At 62.3% G+C, this 19,784-nt stretch carries 18 protein-coding genes; 7 read left to right on the top strand and 11 right to left on the bottom strand.

Annotated elements, in window-relative coordinates; all coding sequences use genetic code 11:
* Nucleotides 1-10 precede the first annotated feature (10 nt).
* Entirely contained in the window at nucleotides 11-649 is a 639-nt protein-coding gene (locus tag ATY77_RS31555) for a TetR/AcrR family transcriptional regulator (RefSeq protein WP_088673964.1), read from the bottom strand.
* A gap of 280 nt (nucleotides 650-929) precedes the next feature.
* Between ATY77_RS31555 and ATY77_RS31550 the strand changes: the two genes are divergently transcribed.
* From ATY77_RS31550 to ATY77_RS31530, 5 genes are all read left to right on the top strand, one after another.
* Nucleotides 930-1,493, top strand: coding sequence for a TRAP transporter small permease (locus tag ATY77_RS31550; protein ID WP_088690341.1), 564 nt, complete (start codon nucleotides 930-932; stop codon nucleotides 1,491-1,493).
* Between the two features lie 10 nt (nucleotides 1,494-1,503).
* Complete coding sequence (locus ATY77_RS31545) at nucleotides 1,504-2,784, top strand: TRAP transporter large permease subunit (RefSeq protein ID WP_088690340.1); 1,281 nt, start codon at nucleotides 1,504-1,506, stop codon at nucleotides 2,782-2,784.
* Between the two features lie 71 nt (nucleotides 2,785-2,855).
* Nucleotides 2,856-3,872 carry a TRAP transporter substrate-binding protein gene (locus ATY77_RS31540; RefSeq protein ID WP_088690339.1) on the top strand — a complete coding sequence of 339 codons (1,017 nt, stop codon included), beginning with the start codon at nucleotides 2,856-2,858 and terminating at the stop codon, nucleotides 3,870-3,872.
* Nucleotides 3,873-3,936: 64 nt separating this feature from the next.
* Complete coding sequence (locus tag ATY77_RS31535; RefSeq protein WP_088690338.1) at nucleotides 3,937-4,797, top strand: shikimate dehydrogenase; 861 nt, start codon at nucleotides 3,937-3,939, stop codon at nucleotides 4,795-4,797.
* 28 nt (nucleotides 4,798-4,825) lie between these two features.
* The gene (locus tag ATY77_RS31530; RefSeq protein WP_088690337.1) at nucleotides 4,826-6,715 is read left to right on the top strand and encodes a sugar phosphate isomerase/epimerase and 4-hydroxyphenylpyruvate domain-containing protein; all 1,890 of its coding nucleotides are present in this window, start codon (nucleotides 4,826-4,828) and stop codon (nucleotides 6,713-6,715) included.
* A gap of 9 nt (nucleotides 6,716-6,724) precedes the next feature.
* Here the strand turns inward: ATY77_RS31530 and ATY77_RS31525 are convergent, their stop codons facing one another.
* The 4 genes from ATY77_RS31525 to ATY77_RS31510 form a co-directional block, all read right to left on the bottom strand.
* A complete protein-coding gene (locus tag ATY77_RS31525) occupies nucleotides 6,725-7,738 on the bottom strand; it encodes a LacI family DNA-binding transcriptional regulator (RefSeq protein ID WP_088690475.1) in 1,014 nt (337 codons plus the stop codon).
* A 208-nt stretch (nucleotides 7,739-7,946) separates the two neighbouring features.
* Nucleotides 7,947-8,957 carry a zinc-dependent alcohol dehydrogenase family protein gene (locus ATY77_RS31520; protein WP_088690336.1) on the bottom strand — a complete coding sequence of 337 codons (1,011 nt, stop codon included), beginning with the start codon at nucleotides 8,955-8,957 and terminating at the stop codon, nucleotides 7,947-7,949.
* A 31-nt stretch (nucleotides 8,958-8,988) separates the two neighbouring features.
* A complete protein-coding gene (locus ATY77_RS31515; protein ID WP_088690335.1) occupies nucleotides 8,989-9,759 on the bottom strand; it encodes an L-iditol 2-dehydrogenase in 771 nt (256 codons plus the stop codon).
* A 136-nt stretch (nucleotides 9,760-9,895) separates the two neighbouring features.
* Nucleotides 9,896-11,209 carry a sugar ABC transporter substrate-binding protein gene (locus ATY77_RS31510; protein WP_190237726.1) on the bottom strand — a complete coding sequence of 438 codons (1,314 nt, stop codon included), beginning with the start codon at nucleotides 11,207-11,209 and terminating at the stop codon, nucleotides 9,896-9,898.
* Nucleotides 11,210-11,541: 332 nt separating this feature from the next.
* Between ATY77_RS31510 and ATY77_RS31505 the strand changes: the two genes are divergently transcribed.
* The gene (locus ATY77_RS31505; protein ID WP_088690334.1) at nucleotides 11,542-12,525 is read left to right on the top strand and encodes a sugar kinase; all 984 of its coding nucleotides are present in this window, start codon (nucleotides 11,542-11,544) and stop codon (nucleotides 12,523-12,525) included.
* A gap of 3 nt (nucleotides 12,526-12,528) precedes the next feature.
* Nucleotides 12,529-13,797 carry a D-tagatose-bisphosphate aldolase, class II, non-catalytic subunit gene (locus tag ATY77_RS31500; protein WP_088690333.1) on the top strand — a complete coding sequence of 423 codons (1,269 nt, stop codon included), beginning with the start codon at nucleotides 12,529-12,531 and terminating at the stop codon, nucleotides 13,795-13,797.
* Between the two features lie 61 nt (nucleotides 13,798-13,858).
* Here ATY77_RS31500 and ATY77_RS31495 read toward each other — a convergent pair whose 3' ends face one another.
* From ATY77_RS31495 to ATY77_RS31470, 6 genes are all read right to left on the bottom strand, one after another.
* Complete coding sequence (locus tag ATY77_RS31495) at nucleotides 13,859-14,623, bottom strand: 3-oxoacyl-ACP reductase family protein (RefSeq protein WP_088673975.1); 765 nt, start codon at nucleotides 14,621-14,623, stop codon at nucleotides 13,859-13,861.
* A gap of 42 nt (nucleotides 14,624-14,665) precedes the next feature.
* On the bottom strand, nucleotides 14,666-15,394 hold the full coding sequence (locus ATY77_RS31490) for an SDR family oxidoreductase (protein WP_088673976.1): 729 nt from the start codon (nucleotides 15,392-15,394) through the stop codon (nucleotides 14,666-14,668).
* 26 nt (nucleotides 15,395-15,420) lie between these two features.
* Nucleotides 15,421-16,680: an ABC transporter permease gene (locus ATY77_RS31485; RefSeq protein ID WP_088690332.1), complete on the bottom strand. Its 1,260-nt coding sequence runs from the start codon at nucleotides 16,678-16,680 to the stop codon at nucleotides 15,421-15,423.
* A complete protein-coding gene (locus tag ATY77_RS31480) occupies nucleotides 16,677-17,498 on the bottom strand; it encodes an ATP-binding cassette domain-containing protein (RefSeq protein ID WP_088690331.1) in 822 nt (273 codons plus the stop codon). Before ATY77_RS31480 ends, ATY77_RS31485 begins: the two co-directional genes overlap by 4 nt.
* A 68-nt stretch (nucleotides 17,499-17,566) precedes the next feature.
* Nucleotides 17,567-18,640 carry a sugar ABC transporter substrate-binding protein gene (locus ATY77_RS31475; RefSeq protein WP_190233606.1) on the bottom strand — a complete coding sequence of 358 codons (1,074 nt, stop codon included), beginning with the start codon at nucleotides 18,638-18,640 and terminating at the stop codon, nucleotides 17,567-17,569.
* Nucleotides 18,641-18,885: 245 nt separating this feature from the next.
* Nucleotides 18,886-19,770, bottom strand: coding sequence for an AraC family transcriptional regulator (locus ATY77_RS31470; protein WP_088690330.1), 885 nt, complete (start codon nucleotides 19,768-19,770; stop codon nucleotides 18,886-18,888).
* Between the last annotated feature and the right edge of the window lie 14 nt (nucleotides 19,771-19,784).

Below are 19,784 nucleotides of genomic sequence, written 5' to 3'. Positions count from 1 at the left end.
ACCTGCCCCGTCAGCTTTTCAGGTAGCTGACGACGGCATCGGCGATCATTCCGCGGTGGCGCTCGATAGTTTCGCCGTCCGAGAGATTGCGCCGGAAGATCGTGCCGAAGGTGTAGCGGTTCGACACGCGAAAGAAGCAGAAGGCGCTGATCATCATATGGATGTCGATCGGGTCGGCCTTGCGCCGGAAGACACCCTGGTCGAAGCCGCGCTCCAATATGCCGGCGATGGTTTCGATGACGGAGACGTTGAGATCGCGGATCGCCTCCGAGCGAAGCATGTGTGCGGCGTGATGGATGTTCTCGATGCTGACGAGCCGGACGAAATCGGGATTGGCCTCGTCATGGTCGAAGGTCGTCGAGATCAGCGTCCGCAGCGCCTCTTCCGGCTCGAGGTTGGAGAGATGCAGATCGGATTCCAGCGAGCGGATCTTGCGGTAGGACTGTTCCAGCACGGCAAGATAGAGCCCCTCCTTGCTGCCGAAATAATAATAGATCATCCGCTTCGAGGTGCGCGTCTTCTCGGCGATCGAGTCGACGCGGGCGCCGGCGAGTCCATGGGTCGAGAATTCTTCGGTCGCGACGAGGAGAATGTCCTCCTTCGTCTGCTGTGGATCGTTCTTCCGGCCGTTTTCGCCCCGTTCCGCCATGAGCCCCGTTACCGCGCTTTCTAATCTATTGTTTTAAATCTCGAATTTCGGTCTTCGGCTTCGGTGGAAGCATGCATTTCTGTTTCCGATGTCCGTCAGTCTTATTCACGTTGAGGGTATGTTTCAATAGATGTCGCTTGACATACCAACTAGTTAGTACATTTTGGAGAAGCGAACAGTAGAGGAATTGATCGCGACGGCAATATCTCGGTCATGACGCGCTCCGGCGGGCCTGACGAGGGTCGACCGGTAAGAGCAAGGCCACGCTTGGGAGGAGCGAATGACCCGTATCATCGATTTCTATTTCTTCGCGCTGAAGGTGACGATCGCGCTCCTGCTGGCAGCTATGGTCGTGCTGGTTTTCGGCAATGTCGTGCTGCGTTATGCCTTCAACCAGGGCATCACCTCTTCGGAAGAACTCTCGCGCATCTTTTTCGTATGGCTGACCTTCCTCGGCGCCGTCGTCGCGATGCGCGAGCACGCGCATCTCGGCGTCGATTCCCTGATCACGCGCCTGCCGAAGTCCGTCGCCAAACTCGCTGTCCTCCTCGGTTACGGCATGATGCTCGCCGCCACATGGCTGATGATCAGCGGCAGCTGGACCCAGACGCTGATCAATCTGCACGTTTCGGCTCCGGCAACCGGCATTTCGATGGGTGTCTTCTACGGCGCCGGCCTTGCCTTCGGTGTGCCGGCCTTTTTCATCCTCCTGTGGGACGCCTTTGCGATCGCCACCGGCCGCATCGACGTGACGACCGCCGCACTCGTGCGCGACAGCGAAGAACAGGCAGCACTCGAAGATCCCGCCCAGACGGCCTTTCCCGTGCTGAAGCCGAAGCACTGAGGAGCGCACCATGACCGTCACCATCTTCCTCGGCGCACTTCTCGGTCCCATGGCGCTCGGCGTGCCGATTGCCTTTGCCCTCATCATCACCGGTGTGGCGCTGATGATGTATCTCGGCATGTTCGATGCGCAGATCGTCGCGCAGAACGTGCTGAACGGCGCCGACAGCTTTCCGCTGATGGCCGTGCCCTTCTTCCTTCTCGCCGGCGAGGTGATGAACACAGGCGGCCTTTCGCGCCGGATCGTCAATCTCGCTATGGCCATGGTCGGCCATATCAGGGGCGGCCTCGGCTTCGTCGCGATCTTCGCGGCCTGCGTACTGTCCAGCCTTTCGGGATCGGCCGTCGCCGATGCGGCCGCCCTTGGCGCCCTGCTCTTCCCGATGATGTTGAAATCGGGTCATGATCCGGCTCGCGCCGGCGGTCTGCTCGCTTCGGCCTCGATCATCGGCCCGATCATCCCGCCCTCGATCGGCTTCATTCTCTATGGCGTCATCGGCGGGGTCTCGATCACCAAGCTGTTCCTTGCCGGCATCTTTCCCGGCCTGCTGATCGCGGCCGCCCTCTGCGTCACATGGCTGATCGTCGCCCGCAAGGAGCAATTCGCCCTGCCGCCGAAACAGAGCGGCGCCGTGCGGATGAAGGCCTTCGTCGAAAGCATCTGGGCGCTGATGCTTCCCGTCATCATCATCGTCGGCCTGAAATTCGGTGTGTTCACGCCGACCGAAGCCGGCGTCGTCGCGGCGGTCTATTCGCTGTTCGTGTCGATGGTCGTCTATCGCGAATTGCCGCCGTCGCGGCTGTTCGAGGTTTTCGTCGCGGCTGCGAAGATCACCTCGGTGGTGATGTTCCTGGTTGCCTGCGCCGCCGTCTCGGCCTGGCTGATCACCGTTGCCGATGTGCCCGGCGAGCTTGCCGGCCTCGTCGAGCCGCTGATGGACAATCAGACGCTGCTGCTGCTTGCCATCATGGTGCTCATCGTCATCGTCGGCACCGCCATGGACATGACGCCGACGATCCTGGTGATGACGCCGGTGCTGATGCCGATCATCAAGCAGGCGGGCATCGACCCGGTTTATTTCGGCGTGCTGTTCATCATCAACAATTCGATCGGGCTGATAACGCCGCCGGTCGGCACGGTGCTCAACGTCATTTGCGGCGTGTCGAAGCTGTCGATGGAGGATCTCATGAAGGGCGTCATTCCCTTCATGATCGCCGAGCTGATCGTTCTGCTTCTGCTCGTCCTTTTCCCTGCGCTGGTGACCGCTCCGGTCGCCTGGTTCGGACACTGATGTCGCCGATGATGGCGATGGAATTTCAACGCGGCCGGAGGGAGATGCCGGCTCTATCCTGGGAGGAAAACATGCTGAATAGATTGACGAAACTGGCGCTGGGACTGGCTCTGCCCATTGCCCTCTTGGCGAGCGGCCCTGCCATGGCCGAAATCCGTGAACACAGCCTCAAATTCGCCGCCGCCAACAATAAGGGCCATCCCCAGGTCATGGGCATGGAGAAGTTCGCCGAGCTGGTGAAGGAAAAGAGCGGCGGCAAGATCGAGGTCAAGCTGTTTCCGGGCGGCGTACTCGGCGGCGACGTTCAGACGGTGTCGGCCCTGCAGGGCGGCGTCATCGAGATGACGGTGCTCAACGCCGGCATCCTCGCAAGCAACGTCAAGCAGTTCGGCGCCGTCGACCTGCCCTTCCTCTTCAACAGCGGCGAAGAGGCGGACAAGGTGATGGACGGCGCGTTCGGCACCAGCCTGATGAAGCTCCTGCCCGATACCGGCCTCGTCGGTCTCGCCTATTGGGAGCTCGGTTTCCGCAACCTCACCAACAACCGTCATGCGGTCACCAAGCTCGAGGACATCAAGGGCCTGAAGATCCGCACCATCCAGTCGCCGATCCCGATCGAACTCTTCAACAGCCTCGGCGCCAATGCAGTGCCTCTGCCCTATACGGAACTCTATACCGCGCTCGAAACCGGCACGGTCGACGGCCAGGAAAACCCAGCCGCCAACATCATCAACGCCAAGTTCTTCGAAGTGCAGAAGTACATGACGATCACCCGTCACCAGTACAATCCGCAGATCGTGCTGATCAGCAAGAAGTTCTGGGACGGCCTGAACGACGAAGAAAAGGCGGTCTTCGAGGCGGCTGCGACGGAAGCCCGCGACTATCAGCGCAAGGTTTCCAGGGAGCTGGACGCCAAGGCGATCGAGGAAATCAGGAAGACCGGCATGGAAGTCGCCGAGCTCAGCCCCGAGGAGACGCAGAAGCTGCGCGACGCCGTCAAGCCGCTGGTCGACAAGTTCGCGGCTCAGATCGGTGCCGATACCGTGACACAGCTCTTCAAGGAGCTCGACACGGTTCGCGGCAAGTAAGCAGATCAGGCCCGCGGGCGATCCCGGGGGCCTTTCCCATCACGAGCAAAACAGGAATTGGCGCATGGCCGAGACTCTCCTGAAACCGTTGAAGGCCGGGCTGATCGGCTCCGGCATCCAGGCCTCGCTGACGCCTGCCATGCATATGGAGGAAGGTGCGGCGCAGGGGCTGGACTACGATTATGAGCTGATTGATCTCATCAAACTGAATGCGTCGCCGGCCGATCTTCCGCGTCTGATCGGCGATGCCGGAGCGCGTGGACTTGCCGGTCTCAATATCACGCATCCCTGCAAGCAGCTCGTCATTCCCCTGCTCGACGACTTGTCGCCCGAAGCCAGGGCGCTCGGCGCCGTCAACACCGTCGTCCTGAAGGACGGCCGACGCTATGGCCACAACACCGACTGGTGGGGATTTGCCGAGAGTTTCCGGCGCGGGCTGCCGCAAGCGGACCTTTCTTCCGCCGTGCAGCTTGGCGCCGGCGGCGCGGGCGTGGCGACCGCCTATGCGATCCTGACGCTCGGCCTTAAGCGGCTGACGGTCTTCGATCGCGAGCACGAGCGCGCCGTCGATCTGGCCGAAACGATGTCCGCGCTCTTTCCCGGCGCGTCGATCGCTGCGGGAAGCAACCTGGAAGCAGCGATGAAAGACGCATCGGGCCTGATCCATGCGACGCCGACCGGCATGGCCAAATATCCCGGCACACCGCTTCCGCCGGAACTCCTGGAAAGGCGCCATTGGGTCGCAGAGATCGTCTATTTCCCCCTGGAGACCGAGCTTCTGCGGCAGGCGAGGCAGCGCGGCTGCCGGACGCTCGATGGCGGCGGCATGGCGGTCTTCCAGGCTGTCGGCGCCTTTCGCCTGATCACCGGCAGGGAACCCGATGCCGGCCGCATGCTCGCGCATTTCAAGACGATGACGACGTAAACGCCTGAACTCCGGAAGGATCACGCCGATGAAGACATCGATTGCGACTGTTTCACTGAGCGGCGACCTCCGCGACAAGCTGGAGGCGATCGCCAAGGCCGGCTTCGACGGGGTGGAGATCTTCGAGAACGATTTTCTGATCTTCGACGAGAGCCCGAAGGAGGTCGGCCGGATGGTGCGCGACCTCGGCATGGAGATCACGCTCTTCCAGCCGTTCCGCGATTTCGAAGGCATGCCGGAGCCGCTGCGCAGCCGTACCTTCGACCGGGCGGAACGCAAGTTCGACATCATGCAGGAGATGGGAACCGACCTCGTGCTCGTCTGCTCAAACGTTTCGCCGGCCGCGCTTGGCGGCCTCGACCGGGCGGCAGCTGACTTTCACGAACTTGGCGAGCGCGCCGCCAAGCGCGGGCTGCGCGTCGGCTACGAGGCACTTGCCTGGGGCCGCCACATCCACGATCACCGCGATGCCTGGGAAATCGTCCGGCGGGCCGATCATCCGAATATCGGCCTGATCCTCGACAGTTTTCATACGCTGTCGCGCAAGATCGACGTCAACTCGATCCGGTCGATCCCGAAGGAGAAGATCTTCATTATCCAGCTTGCCGATGCGCCGCTGATCGACATGGATCTGCTCTATTGGAGCCGGCACTTCCGCAACATGCCGGGGGAAGGCGACCTGCCGGTGCTCGACTTCATGAAGGCCGTCGCCGCGACGGGCTATGACGGTTATCTCTCGCTTGAGATCTTCAACGATCAGTTTCGCGGCGGCTCGCCGAGCGCGATCGCCGTCGATGGCCGCCGCTCGCTGATCTATCTCGGCGACCAGGTGAAGCGCCAGCAGCCGGAGAGTGCGTTGCCGGTGCCGGCCATGCCGCCGCGCGCCGCTGTCGAGGGTATTGCCTTCGTCGAGTTCACGGCGGATGAAGACGAAGCGCCTGAGCTCGAGGCGCTGTTCAAGAGCCTCGGTTTTAGCAAGGCGGCCAGACACAAGAGCAAGCTCGTGACGGTCTTCCGCCAGGGTGCGATCAATCTCGTGATCAACACGGAGCAGAAGGGCTTTGCCAGCGCCTCCTACGCCGTCCATGGCACCTCGGCCTATGCTGCAGGCTTGATGGTTGATGATGCCAAGGCCGCGTTGCAGCGCGCCGTGGCGCTTGGCGCGGAACGCTTCGAGCAATCGCTCGATGCCGGCGAGATCGAGATGCCGGCCGTGCGCGGCGTCGGTGGCGGCGTCCTCTATTTCCTCGATCGCAAGAGCGAGCTTGCCCGCATCTGGGAGATCGAATTCGATGCGATCGAAGACGAAACCGCGCCGCAGCCGGCCAGGCTGCAATCGATCGACCATATGGCGCAGACGATGAAATATGAGGAGTTGTTGACCTGGCTGCTCTTCTACACCTCGCTCGTCGAAGCCGAGAAGACGCCGATGGTCGATATCGTCGATCCCTCCGGCATCGTCCGCAGCCAGGTGGTTGAAAATGCGGAAGGGTCTTTGCGCATCACGATGAACGGCGCGGAAAACCGCAATACGCTCGCCGGCCGCTTCATTGCCGAAACCTTCGGCTCCGGCATCCAGCATCTCGCCTTCAGGACCGACGACATCTTCGCGACCGCCGCCGCCCTTGCCGCGAACGGCTTCATCTCGCTTTCGATCTCGCCGAACTATTATGACGATCTCGAAGCCCGCTTCGGCCTTGACGCCGAATTCGCCGATCGGCTCAAGGCTAACAACATTCTCTATGATCGCGATGACTCAGGCGAATATTTCCAGCTCTACAGCCCCACCTATGGCGAGGGTCTGTTCTTCGAGATCGTCGAGCGGCGCGGTTATCGCGGTTATGGCGCGGCGAATGCCATCTTCAGGATTGCCGCGCTGAGGAAACATTTAAGGCCGGCGGGACTGCCCCGCGCCTGATGCGCCATATCAGGCCGAGGTCCGCAGCATGAGCTCGGCATTGAGAAGAATGCGGGCCGCCGGCGTGGCGGCAGGCCCCTCGCCCTCGCCGAGCCTGCCGAGCAGCATTTCGATCGCAAGCCGGCCGATCTCGTTATAATTCTGCGCCACCGTCGTGATCGGAGGGCAGGCGTATCGCGACAGCGGGTGATCGTCATGTCCCGCGACCCGCAAGTCGTAATTGGCGCCATGGCCGACCTTGAGGCCCAGCTGGAATGCGGCGGCGATGACGCCGAAGGCGACGCGGTCGTTGGCGCAGAGCACGGTGCGCGTCGGAAAGCCCTGGCCCGACGTCAGGATGCGGGTCGCCTCCTCGAAGCCGAAGCGTTCGAAGTCCCAGCTTTTGCTGTCCGTCAGCTCGACAATGCTGGGCGCCATCTTGAACTGCTCCATCGCTTCCAGATAGGCCGTCTGGCGGGTCAAGGCGTTGGTATTGACGTGCGGCATGCCGAAATAGCAGGGCGGTTCGCCCGAGCGGCAGAGATAATCGACGATCAGGCTGAAACTCTGGCGATTGTTCGTGCCGACGAAGGAGGATGTCTCGTCGAGCGGTGAATCGACGTAGATGAGCGGAACGCTGCGGCCGAGCTCGTCGAGTGTGGCGTGGTGGGATTCCACGCCGAGCGGCGCGATGATTGCGCCTGCGACATTCATCGATTTCAGCGTCTTGATCGCCCGGTCCTCCATTTCGGCCTTGCCGTCCGATGACAGGACGAAGGCGAGGAAGCCGGTCTCGTTGGCGATCATCTCGATGCGGCGGGTGAGCGCCATATAGAAGGGGTCGGTGGAATTGGGAATGATGACGCCGAGAATGTTGCTGCGCCGCCGGTTGAGATTGACGGCGAAGATATTCGGCCGGAATCCCGATTTCTTCAGTGCCTGCTCGATCGTCTCCCGCGTCTTCTGGCGCACGGACATGGGATCGCTGAAATATTTCGAGACGGTGGGACGCGACAGGCCGACGAACTCCGAAAAGTCCTCCATGGTTTTGATCGTCTTTCCCACCATCTGCTCTCCTGACGCGGCGTCTCCGACGGTTTCTAGATGACTCATCGCCGGACGAAAAGCGGCCCCGTCGATCACCCGCATCTAGAGCGTGTCGCGCAAAAGTGTCCGCGGTTTTGCGATAACGACACGCGTAAAAACAAAGACCTAAAGCACGGGGAGCGAATCTGGAAGATCGCGACGTGCTTTAGTCCATGGAGAATTGCACCTTCATCGTCGCCGGGTCGGCGGACTTTTTGGTGATGAAGGGAAGCACCTCGCCAAGCGGCAGCCGGTGGGAGACCAGCTGTGCCATGGCGCCGGTATCTCTCCTGAGAACGTCGAGCGCCTGTGGAATGTTGCGGTTCAGCGAGTGGGAGCCGGCGAAGCGGATCTGGCGCCGGAAGATCTCGAAGGGCGCGAGGGAAATGCGCTGGTCGGGGGCGCAGACGCCGAAGACCAGAACCGTGCCGCCATCGGCGGCGAAGTCGATCATGCCTTCGACGACGCGGGCAATGCCGGTTGCATCGGCAACGAAATCGAAGCTGCGGCGGCGCCCGGCCAGCGCTTCGGAGCCGGAGACGGCCGTCTCCAGTCCCAGCCGCTCGGCAAAGGCCAGGCGGCCCTCGTTGATATCGGCAACCGTCACCGACGAGACGCCTTCGGCCTTCAGGGAAAGAGCAAGCAGCAGCCCGATCGGCCCGGCGCCGAAGACCAGCGCCGTTTCCGTTCCCGCCGGACCGGCCTGCAGGCCGGCGCTGCCAAGACCGTTCAAAACGCAGGCGAGCGGCTCGGCGAGCGCGGCGAGATTGAAGTCGAGATCGCCGATTTCGTGCAGGTGATCGGTCTTGACTAGGCTGTATTCGGCAAAACCGCCGTTCTCCGTCACGCCATAGGCCTTCAGGTCGCGGCAGAGATTGGTCAATCCCTTGCGGCAGGCCCGGCACTCTCCGCAGGGAAGATTGGGATCGACGACGACACGGGCGCCGACGGCAAGGCCGGAGACATCGCCGGCCACGGCCTCGATCACGCCGGCATATTCATGACAGGGGACGAGCGGAAAGCGGCCTTCGCCGTAACGGCCATGGAGAACGTCGATATCGGTGTGGCAAAGACCGGCGGCGCGCACGCGCACCAGCGCATGGCCGGGCCGCAGTTCCGGCAGCGGCAGCGCCTTGGTGACCGCGACGCCCTTTTCGGTATAGCAGATGGCTTCCATCTCTAGCTCCAGACTTCTTGCAGAAGGGCGATCAGCTCATCCAGTTGCCGCCGTCGACATTGTAGGTCTGGGCGAGGATGTAATCGCTGTCTGACGAGGCCAGGAAGACGGCCAGCCCCTTGATGTCGTCGGGTGTGGCGAAGCGGCCGATCGGAACGGATTTGGCGACGGCGGCCTTCTTCTCGCCAGGCTTCAGCCCCTCCCATTTGGCAAAATGCGCATCGACGATATCCCAATGCTCGCCGTCGACGACGCCGGGGGCGATCGCATTGACGTTGATGCCGTATTTGACGAGCGCCAGCGCTGCCGACTGCGTCGCCGAGATGATCGCCGCCTTGGAAGCGCAGTATAAAAGCACCAGCGCCTCGCCGCGCCGTCCGGCCTGGCTGGCCATATTTATGATCTTGCCGCCCCTGCCCCGGTTGATCATGACGTTCGAGACGGCCTTCATCATGAAGAGCGGGCCCTTCAGGTTGATCGAGAAAACCTTGTCGTAGCTGGCCTCGGTGATCTCGTTGACCGGGGCCATGTCGAAAATGGCAGCATTGTTGACGAGGATGTCGATCCCGCCGAACTCCTTGTCGACCTCTGCGACGAGCGTGTCGATCGCCGTGAGATCCGTGACATCGAGCTTCATCGCCTTGGCCGCCGGGCCGATCGCGGCGGCGGATTTCGTTGCCCGTTCGATATCGATATCGGCGATGACGACCTTGGCGCCTTCCTTGACGAAGGCCTCGGCAAAGCCGAGGCCGATGCCGCGCGCGCCGCCGGTAATCAGGGCAACCTTGTCTTTCAGTCTCATATCGTTCTCCAGTTCAGCCGGCGCAGACGCCGGTAATGCAAAATGATGGCCAATCGCCTGACCAGAAGGTCCCGGCAGTCGTGCTGCCGGGACCTTTCCGGGAGGAACTCGCGGGCAGGCCGCGAGGATGAAAGGCTCACTTCGGGTAGCCGGCCTTCTTCATGTCGCGCTCGACCTGTTTCTGGGCACTGTCGAGAGCGGCATCGACCGATTGCTGTCCGGACAGAGCGGCGGCGATCTGCTGGCCGACGAGCGTGCCGATGCCCTGGAACTCGGGAATGGCGACGAACTGAACACCGGTATAGGGAACGGGGTCCTTGGTCGGCTTGGACGGGTCGGCCGAGAGGATGGCCTTCAGCACGGTATCGGCAAAGGGGGCCGCCTTTTGATATTCCGGCAGGGCGTAGGTCGATTTTCTAGTGCCGGGCGGCACCGCGACCCAACCCTCCGTCTCGCCGACCTTCTTGACGTAGTCCTTGGAGGTCGCCCATTTCAGGAAGGATTTGGCCGCTTCGAGCTTGGTCGAGGTCGCCGGGATTGCCAGGTTCCAGGACCATGACCAGCTCGAGCCGTTCGCCGTAACGGCGATGGGCGCGCGCGTGAAAGCGATCTTGTCGGCGACCTTGCTCTGCTTCGGGTCGTAGACACGGCCGGCAGCCGACGTCGCATCGATCCACATCGCGCAGTGGCCCGTCGAAAACAGCGCCTGGTTTTCGTTGAAGCCGTTGGCAGTCACGCCTGGAGGGCCATATTTGGTCATCAGCTCGACATAGTCGGTGATCGCCTTCTTCCAGGGCTCGGAATTGATCTGCGGCTTCCAGTCCATGTCGAACCAGCGCCCGCCATAGGCGTTGATCATGGTTCCGAGAAACGCCATGTTCTCGCCCCAGCCGGGCTTGCCGCGCAGGCATAGGCCGTACTGTTCCTTTGATTTGTCGGTCAGCTTGGCCGCATATTCCTTGATCTGGTCGTAGGTCGGTTCATCGGGCATCTTGATGCCGGCGGCATCGAAGAGATCCTTGCGGTAGAGCGTGAAAGAGCTTTCTGTATAGAAGGGCACGGCATAGAGCTTGCCGTCGACGGTCAGGCCGGTCTTGATCGGAGCGAGCAAGTCGTCATAGTCGTAATCGGCGCCGAGATCGTCAACGGGCGCCAGCCAGCCCTGCTTGCCCCAGATCGGCGCCTCATAGCCGCCGATGGTGATGATGTCGTACTGGCCGCTCTTCGTCGCGATGTCGGTCGTCACCTTCTGGCGTAGAACATTTTCTTCGAGCACCACCCAGTTCACCTTGTTGCCGGTCTCCTTCTCCCATTCCGGCGACAGTTTCTGCATGATGATCATGTCGCCATTGTTGACGGTGGCGATCGTCAGTTCCTCGGCGCCCGCCAGTCCGGCGGTCAGCGCGAGGCAGGCGACGGATGCAGACAGAATGCAAATGATCTTGCTCATGGTCTCCGCTCCTCCTTTACGGATGTTCACGCATAAAATTACATGCGTAAAGTTTTATCTGTCATCTTGGTCAATCTTGTCAAGGAAGTTTTGGGGAGTTAATCGGCCAAATTTCCATCGTTTCGCGTAGAAATTGGGTTTAGTAGGGACCGAAAGTGCGTTTCGCAGCGCAAAATAAAGCCAGCCTCTATTTATTGCGCCGCAATATTGAAATTATCGCGCGTCAAATTATTCTTGACCGGTCCTCCCAACCAAGTTACGGGCGGATCAAGGTTTTTTGACGAGTGCGCGGAGTGCAGATACCGCCGCTTCCCGCATGGAGGAGATTGCAGATGCCGTTGTCTCAAAGGGCGATTGCGCCGGAAGCGCTCGGGCCGACGATCACCGTCGGCGAAATCCTGGTGGAGATCATGGCGACGACGGTCGGCGCGGGCTTCCTCGAGCCGCAATCCCTGACGGGGCCTTATCCGAGCGGCGCGCCGGCCATCTTCGTCGACCAGGTTGCGCGCATGGGCGGTGCGGCCGGCATCATCGCCGGTGTCGGCAATGACGATTTCGGCCGCTTGAACGTCGACCGCCTGCGCCACGACGGCGTCGACGTATCCGCCATCGCAATCCATGAAGATTGGCCGACAGGCAGTGCTTTCGTTCGCTACCGGCCGAATGGCGCCCGTGATTTCGTCTTCAACATCGCCAGATCCGCGGCCGGCCAGATCGGCTTGACCTCCGCCGCCGAGGCTCTCGTCCGGCGTGCCGGCCATGTGCATGTCATGGGAACGGCTCTCACCATTCCCGGTGCCCGCGAAGTGATCCTCTATGCCGTCGAGACGGTGCAGGCTCGCGGCGGTTCGGTGTCGCTGGACCCCAACCTTCGTAAGGAACTGCTGACGGATGACGGCGCGCTGGAAAACTTGGACAAGATGCTTGCCGCCGCCGACCTGCTGCTGCCCTCCGGCGAGGAACTCTTCACCGCCGCCGGCCGGACGGACGAAGCTGCGGCCGTCGCCAAGCTATTAGAGAGCGGAATCTCCGAGATTGTGCTGAAGCGCGGTGAACAGGGCGCGTCCTTCTTCGGCCGCGGTCTCCCGCGCACCGATTGCGGCGCCTTTGCGGTTGACGAGGTCGATCCGACCGGCGCCGGAGACTGCTTCGGCGCCGCCTATCTCACCTGCCGCCGCAAGGGCATGGCGCCGGATACCGCCCTGCTCCACGCCAATGCGGCCGGCGCTCGCAACGTGACCCGGCTCGGGCCCATGGAAGGCGTCTCCACCCTTGCCGAACTCACGGCCTTTATCGCCGAAACCCCGAGGAGATAGACGATGGACCGGATATTGACCCGTCTTGCCGCCGCCCGGCGTGAAGGCAGACCCTTCGGCATTACCTCGGTCTGCTCCGCCCATCCCCTCGTGCTCAGGGCTGCCATCCGGCGAGCGGTGCGCGAAGGCGGGCCGGTCCTGATCGAGGCGACCTGCAACCAAGTCAACCATCTCGGCGGCTATACCGGCATGACGCCGGAAGACTTCATCCGCTTCACCGAGCGCATTGCCGCCGAGGAGGGTCTCGATCGCGCGCGGATGATCTTCGGCGGCGATCATCTCGGCCCCAACCCGTGGCGCAAGGAGAGGCCGGAAGCCGCGCTGAAGCAGGCGGAGTTGATGGTCGAAGCCTATGTCAGGGCCGGGTTCGGCAAGATCCATCTCGACGCCTCGATGGGCTGTGCCGGCGAGCCGGCCGCGCTCGACGACCGGACGATCGCCGAGCGCGCCGCAAGATTGGCGGAGATCAGCGAAAGGACGGCGAAGGCGATCGGCGCGCCGATGCCGCTTTATATTCTCGGCACCGAGGTTCCGGTGCCGGGCGGCGCCGATCATGCGCTCGAAGAACTCCGGCCGACCGCGCCGGAGGCCGCTCGCGCAACGATTGCCATTCATCGCGAAATCTTTTCGCGGGCTGGATTGGAGGACGCCTTTTCCCGCGTCATCGCCTTCGTCGTCCAGCCGGGCGTCGAATTCGGCAGCGAGAACGTCATCGGCTACAGGCCCGAGCTTGCGACTGAATTGACCGCGCTTCTCGACGAGGAATCGCAATTCGTCTTCGAGGCCCATTCCACCGATTATCAGACACGGGAGGCTCTGACGTGGCTGGTGCAGGATGGCTTCCCGATCCTCAAGGTCGGCCCCGGCCTGACCTTCGCGCTGCGCGAGGCCGCCTATGCGCTTGACATGATCGCGACCGAGATGGTTCCCGGCTACGGCGACAAGCCGCTCGTCGCCACGATGGAGGCGGTGATGTCGTCAGCGCCCGGCGACTGGCAGGCGCATTATCACGGCGATGAGACGGCCCTGCGCCTGCAGCGGCACTATAGCTACAGCGATCGTATCCGCTATTACTGGAACAGGCCCGAGGCGGAGAAGGCGTTCGAGAAGTTGCTCGCCGCCCTGCGCGGAAAAACGATCCCGGAGACGCTGCTGCACCAGTACCTGCCGCAGCTTCCGCCAGCCGAGGCCGGCGATCCCGAGACTATAGTGATTGCCGCGATCGACCGCGTGCTTGCCGACTACCAGAGCGCCTGCGGCACGACGCCTTGAACTTCTGCCCCAAAAAAACGGCTTAGCCATCGGGCGGGAACTCGCCCTTCCCTCTCCGAGGCTACCGCGTCGTATAACCGCCGTCGATAACGAGCACTTCGCCGGTGACGTAACTTGCCGCCGCCGAGCAGAGAAACAGGGCAGCACCCGCCACCTCCTCCGGCTGTCCGACGCGGCCCATCGGGGTCATGCTGCGCCAGGTCGGAAACCAGTCGGGATTGTCGATGCCGCCGCGCGACAGATCGGTCTCGATATAGCCCGGCGCAATGGCATTGACGCGGATGTTCTCGGCGGCGACTTCGCTGGCGAGGCTCTTCGTCATCATGTGGACCGCCGCCTTGGAGGTGTTGTAGGCGACCTGGTTCTGCGGAATGTTGGAAACGATGCCGGACATCGAGCCGATATTCAGGATGACGCCGCCACCTTGACGCCGCATCGGCGCGAGCGCGGCCCGGCAGGCACGGAAGACGGCATCGACATTAACGGTCATGATCTCGCGCCAGATGGCATCGGAGAATTCGCCGCTGTCGCCATGAATGGCGATGCCGGCATTGTTGACGAGAATGTCGAGCCGGCCGGCCCGTGAAAGGGTTTCAGCCACGAGTTCGTCGGCAGCGCGCTCCTTCACCAGATCCGCGGCGATGAACTCGAAATCGATCCCGGCCTTTGAGAGCCGTGCGTCCGCGGCCGCATTGGGCGTTCGTCCCGCAATGACGACCTTTGCGCCCGCTTCGCCGAGCGCTTCGGCGATTGCCAGTCCGATGCCGCGCGTGCCGCCGGTTACCAGCGCCACCTGTCCGTTCAGGCGAAATCTATCGAAGATCATGGCCGTTTCCTTTGTCCGGTTGTGGAGGCTGGCAAATCCCTCTCAGATATCGGTGCTCTGCGGCAAAATGACGAGATCGCGGATGGTGACGTTGCGCGGGCGCGTCAGCATGAAGAGCACGGCCTCGGCCACTTCCTTCGGCTCCATCAGGCCGCCGGCGGCGAGCGCCTCATCCAGCTTTTCCTGCGGCCAATCGCTGAGAAGCGCAGTGACGACGGGGCCCGGCGCGACGGCGCCGACGCGCAGGCCGTGCTTGGCCACCTGTCGCCTGAGCGTGTGGACGAAGGCCTGGACCGCATGTTTGGAAGCGGTGTAGACCGGCTCCCAGACGACGGGGACCATCCCGGCGACGGAGCTCGTGAGGATGATGTCTCCTGTTTTGCGCTCGACCATGTGCGGCAGAACGGCATGCACCGAGCGGAAGGCCGCGTTGATGTTCAAATTGAGCATCCGGTCCCAGGCATCAGGGTCGCCGCCGAGTACTTCGCCGCCGATATAGGAGCCGGCATTGGCGTGGAAGATGTCGAGCTGGCCCGCCTTCTCCAGGATTGCGGGCATCATCCGCGCCACGCTTTCGGGGTCCAAGAGGTCGACGACCAGCGGGATGGCGTCTGCGCCGAGCGTCGAGCAAATTTCCCTCAAGCCTTCTTCGTTGCGATCGATCAGCACGACGCGCGCGCCGGAGCCAAGCATGGCCTTGGCGCATTCCAGGCCGATACCTGACGCCGCCCCGGTGACGGCCGCGACTTTTCCAGACAGATCCTGTCCCATTTTCTTCCTCTGCTTTCCTGGTTGGTTTAGGCCCGGCCGTGCGAAATGCGCGAGCGGCGTGCCAGAGAGTCGACGATGACGGCAACGGCAAGAACGGCGCCGGTGATCATGTAGCGAAGCGATGACGACAGATCGAGGAGCGTCAGTCCGCTGGCGATCGACTGGATGACGATGATGCCGAGAAGGGCCGAATAGGCACTGCCGCGCCCGCCGAACAGGCTCGTGCCGCCGATCACCGCCGCAGCGATGGCGTTGAGATTGACGTCGCCGGTGCCGGCTTGCTGGCTTGCCGTGGCAAGCCGCGCCGCCGAGAGCACGCCGCCGGTTGCCGCAAGCAGCGCGCACATGACGAAGGCGCTCGCATAGATGCGCGACACATTAATGCCCGAGCGGCGGGCAGCCTCTCTGTTGCCGCCGACGGCATGCATGGAGCGCCCCCATTTCGTGCGCGTCAGCGCATAATTCATGGCAATGACGAGGCCGACGAAGAGGCCGAACATCCAGGGGACGCCACGCGACTGGTTGAGATAGAAGGCCACCGCCTCCAGAGCAACGGTGATGATGACGGCGCGCAGAAGAAGTCCGCCGACCGATTTCGACGAAAGGCCGGCTACCCGCCGCCGCGTCGCTGTCCGATAGCTGGAGAAAAAGAAGCCAATGCCGGCAAGCGCCACGAGCGCATAGGCGACCGGATCCGGCATGACCATGATCTGACCAAAATTCACCAGCCACGAACCATAGGTCAGATTGATTGAGCCGGTCGATCCGAGAATATAGAGTTGCAGCCCGAGAACGGCGAGCAGTCCCGACAGGGTGGAAACGAAGCTCGGCATGCCGAAGCGGTTGAACAGGAAGGCGTAGAGCGAGCCGATCAAGGCGCCGACAGCCATGGCGGCGAGGATGGCGAGCACCACCGGCCAGCCCTGGTTGATCCAGAAGACGCCGGTGAGCGCCGAGGCGAAGCCACTGACGGAGCCGACCGACAGGTCGATCTCCCCCACCATCAGGATGCAGACGATGCCGAGCGAGATGACGCCGACCGTCGAGCAGTCGAACAGCATGTTGACGAGGTTGGCGCTGGAGAGGAACACCGGATTGAGCGCCTGGAATACCGTCCAGATGATCACCAGGCCGACGATGACGGGCAGCGAGCCGAGGTCGCCGGAACGGATACGGTCGATAAACCCACGAATCCACCCGCTGAGGCTGTCGTCATGGCGCACTCTTTCATCGCGCCGGTCGAGAAGCGGAGGGGCCGCCGGTTCGTTCTGGATGGTTTTCATCATGGCCTGCCCTCCTCGTTCTCTCGGCTTTGCGCCTGGCGGCGCAGCGCGCGGCGGGAGACGGAATTGTTGGATGCGCCGGTGATCGCGCTGACCAGCGCCTCGTTGGACGCATCGGGCATGAAGGTGCCGTTGTTGCGCCCGAGCCGAAGGACGACGATGCGGTCGGCGACGGCACGCACATCCTCCATGTTGTGGCTGATCATGATGACGCCGAGACCGCGCTCGCGCACGCGTTCGATCAGATCCAGCACCTCGGCGGTCTGGGCGACGCCGAGTGCGGCGGTCGGCTCATCGAGCATGATCAGTTTCGGCTCGAGCAGCAATGACCGGGCGATCGCGACGGTCTGGCGCTGTCCGCCGGAAAGCGAGGCCACCGGCTCGCGCACGCTTGGGATTCGGGCCGAAAGCTCGCTTAAGAGCTTCCAGGCGCGGATCTCCATGGCGACCTCGTCGAGCTGGAAGGGATTGAGTTCCTTGCCGAGAAAGATGTTGGCGACGACGTCAAGATTTTCGCAGAGTGCCAGATCCTGGAAGACCGTCGCGATGCCGAGGTCGAGGGCGGCACTTGGGCTCGACAGATCGACCTGTTTTCCTTCGAACAGGATCGTACCCGAACTCGGCTGGTGCACGCCGGCCAGAATCTTGACCAGCGTCGATTTGCCGGCGCCATTGTCGCCCACCAGCGCCACGACTTCGCCGGCATGCACGTCGAGTTCGATATCGGTCAGCGCCGACACCGCCCCGAAGTTCTTCGATATGCCGCGCAGGCTGAGAACGGGCTGACGCGTGGGATCGATAATATGAGAGGTTTCAGACATCGTCTGGCCTTTCGGAAAAAGCGAAACCGAAAGCGCGACCGGCGAACCGGCCGCGCTTTCCTTGCGGATTACTTGATGATGCCGAGCTTCTTGCAGCCTTCGGCATAACGGCCGGTGCACAGTTCCTCGGCGGTGTTGATCTTCTTGTCGATGATCTCCGCCTTGAGGTTCTCGGCGGTGACGACAGCCGGGACGAAAAGCTGGGCAGGCGTGTCGTAAAGGGTCATTTCGGCCTTGACCGTTTCTCCCGCCAAGAGCTTCACCGCCACGTTTGCAGCGGCGGCGGCGACGATTTCGCTCGGCTTGGAGATCGTGTTGTACTGATCCCCCGATATGATGAGCTGCAAGGCTGCGATCGTCGCGTCATTGCCCGTCACCGGCGGAACCGGATCGACGCCTGCCGCCTTGAAGGCGGCGATGGCGCCGCCGCCGGTGCCGTCATTGGCGGCGACCACGCCGACGATCTGCTTGCCGAAGCGGGTGATCTGACCGGCCGCCCATTGCTGGGCGTTCGCCGGCTGCCAGTTCGGCGTGTCGAATTCGGCAAGCGTCTTGTAGCCGCCGCTGGCCAGACCCTCGTGAATGCCGTCCTTGATCAGCCCTGCCGCCGCATCGGTCGGCGAGCCGTTGATCTGCAGGATGCCGCCGCCATCGGCCGGCACGTTCTTGGCCTTGAGATGCTCAATGAGCGATTCCGCGATCGCCTTGCCGATCGCCTTGTTGTCGAAGGAGACATAGAAATCGGCCTTGCCGGTCGGGATCGGGCGGTCATAGGCGATGACCTTGACGCCCTGGCTCTGGGCGAGCTGGACGAGAGACGCAGCCGCCGCCGAGTCCACCGGATCGAGCACGATCACCTTGGCGCCTTGGGTGATTGCCGAATTGAACTGCTGCTGCTGTTTGGCGATATCGGCATCAGCATTCTGATAGATGACCTTGCAGGACGCGCAGAGTTTCTTCATTTCCGCGACGAAGCCCGGATGGTCGTGCTCTTCGTAACGGGTCGAACCCTGGTCGGGCATGAGGAATGCGACTGTCGCATCGGCAACGGCGCTTTGCGCGAAGGCGGACGTGCCGCCCAGCAGGGACAGGACAAGGGCCGCAGCGCCTGCCGTTTTCATCGAGAACTTCATCATTTCCATCTCCTCCCATTGGAAAAAATCGTATAGCTACGTGGTTGCAATGCTCTGCTGCGCCGTTCGGCTGAAGAAACGGCAGCGCCTGTCTCAGCGATTTGCAGCTTTTGAGGACAAGCGCTTCCCCTCGCGAGCCGCTCGTGGCGTGCTCACGTTCAAGTCAGTGTCGTTTTGCTGCCTCCTCCCTCGTCCTCCTCTCGCCGTTCGGTGGACTGTGCTTCGTGCTCCTCGAAACGAAATCGTCCGGCCGATTAAGCCGCTTTCGCCACGTTGATATTGTCACCCAGCAATCGCCGGAAACGGGACGGTGTCATGCCCTTTTCCGCGAGAAACTGCCGGTTGAAGTTTGACAGGTTGTTGAAGCCGACCTCGAAGCAGATATCGGTGATCGATGCGTGGTCGTCGCTCATCAGGATCTGGCAAGCGAGGTTGATGCGAAGCCGTTTCACATATTGCACCAGCGACATGCCGGTGTGGCGGCGGAAGGCGCGTGAGAAGGCGCCGGTCGACTGTCCGGCGATCGTTGCGAGATCGGTTTCGTCGAAGGATTTGGTCAGGTTCTCCCTGATGTAGGCAAGTGCCTTGTTGATGCCGGCCGACATGTAACCCGAGGGATCGGGCAGATAACTCGGGCTTGCGAGCAGCTGCGCATCCTGCGCTCGGGCGAGCAGGCCGACCATCATCATGAAGAGCTCGATGCGCCGCACACCCTGCGCCTGCTGCACCTCGTTCATCAAGGGGGCGATCTGCCGGCTGGTCTCGGTGCCGAAGAGCACGCCGCGGCGGGAGGCCTCAAGAACCGGCTCGAAGGACCCGAGCTCGGCCAGCACCTTCATCGTGCCGCTGATGAAACTCTCGCTGAACTGGATGAGCTGGCAGCGAAGCGGAATGCTCGATCCCTTCGGGACGTCGCTGATCCAGTTGTGAGGAAGGTTGGGGCCGGCCAGCACCAAATTGCCGGGCTCGAACTCGCCGATGAAATCGCCGACAAAATAGCGGCCCGTTGTCGCCACGACGAGATGAAGTTCATATTCCGGGTGAAAGTGCCAGCGAACCGTATGATAGGGATAGCCATGCGCCTTCGTTGCGAAAGATTCGCCCGGCCTGATCTGAACGACTTCCAAGTCAGGTTCCATTGTTTCCTCCTCCG

Origin of the sequence: Rhizobium sp. R634, from assembly GCF_002211305.1 — a bacterium.
Classification (GTDB): domain Bacteria; phylum Pseudomonadota; class Alphaproteobacteria; order Rhizobiales; family Rhizobiaceae; genus Rhizobium.
Note: the sequence above shows the minus strand (reverse complement) of the source record. Positions and strands in the feature narration are given on the sequence as shown.

Excerpts from the sequence above, each read along its gene's own strand:
- ATY77_RS31480 (WP_088690331.1), bottom strand. The coding sequence starts at position 17,498 with ATGTCTGAAACCTCTCATATTATCGATCCCACGCGTCAGCCCGTTCTC.
- ATY77_RS31550 (WP_088690341.1), top strand. The coding sequence starts at position 930 with ATGACCCGTATCATCGATTTCTATTTCTTCGCGCTGAAGGTGACGATC.
- ATY77_RS31540 (WP_088690339.1), top strand. The coding sequence starts at position 2,856 with ATGCTGAATAGATTGACGAAACTGGCGCTGGGACTGGCTCTGCCCATT.
- ATY77_RS31525 (WP_088690475.1), bottom strand. The coding sequence starts at position 7,738 with ATGGAGGACTTTTCGGAGTTCGTCGGCCTGTCGCGTCCCACCGTCTCG.
- ATY77_RS31500 (WP_088690333.1), top strand. The coding sequence starts at position 12,529 with ATGGACCGGATATTGACCCGTCTTGCCGCCGCCCGGCGTGAAGGCAGA.
- ATY77_RS31520 (WP_088690336.1), bottom strand. The coding sequence starts at position 8,957 with ATGGAAGCCATCTGCTATACCGAAAAGGGCGTCGCGGTCACCAAGGCG.
- ATY77_RS31515 (WP_088690335.1), bottom strand. The coding sequence starts at position 9,759 with ATGAGACTGAAAGACAAGGTTGCCCTGATTACCGGCGGCGCGCGCGGC.
- ATY77_RS31530 (WP_088690337.1), top strand. The coding sequence starts at position 4,826 with ATGAAGACATCGATTGCGACTGTTTCACTGAGCGGCGACCTCCGCGAC.
- ATY77_RS31555 (WP_088673964.1), bottom strand. The coding sequence starts at position 649 with ATGGCGGAACGGGGCGAAAACGGCCGGAAGAACGATCCACAGCAGACG.
- ATY77_RS31470 (WP_088690330.1), bottom strand. The coding sequence starts at position 19,770 with ATGGAACCTGACTTGGAAGTCGTTCAGATCAGGCCGGGCGAATCTTTC.
- ATY77_RS31545 (WP_088690340.1), top strand. The coding sequence starts at position 1,504 with ATGACCGTCACCATCTTCCTCGGCGCACTTCTCGGTCCCATGGCGCTC.
- ATY77_RS31485 (WP_088690332.1), bottom strand. The coding sequence starts at position 16,680 with ATGATGAAAACCATCCAGAACGAACCGGCGGCCCCTCCGCTTCTCGAC.
- ATY77_RS31535 (WP_088690338.1), top strand. The coding sequence starts at position 3,937 with ATGGCCGAGACTCTCCTGAAACCGTTGAAGGCCGGGCTGATCGGCTCC.
- ATY77_RS31475 (WP_190233606.1), bottom strand. The coding sequence starts at position 18,640 with ATGGAAATGATGAAGTTCTCGATGAAAACGGCAGGCGCTGCGGCCCTT.
- ATY77_RS31510 (WP_190237726.1), bottom strand. The coding sequence starts at position 11,209 with ATGAGCAAGATCATTTGCATTCTGTCTGCATCCGTCGCCTGCCTCGCG.
- ATY77_RS31490 (WP_088673976.1), bottom strand. The coding sequence starts at position 15,394 with ATGGGACAGGATCTGTCTGGAAAAGTCGCGGCCGTCACCGGGGCGGCG.
- ATY77_RS31495 (WP_088673975.1), bottom strand. The coding sequence starts at position 14,623 with ATGATCTTCGATAGATTTCGCCTGAACGGACAGGTGGCGCTGGTAACC.
- ATY77_RS31505 (WP_088690334.1), top strand. The coding sequence starts at position 11,542 with ATGCCGTTGTCTCAAAGGGCGATTGCGCCGGAAGCGCTCGGGCCGACG.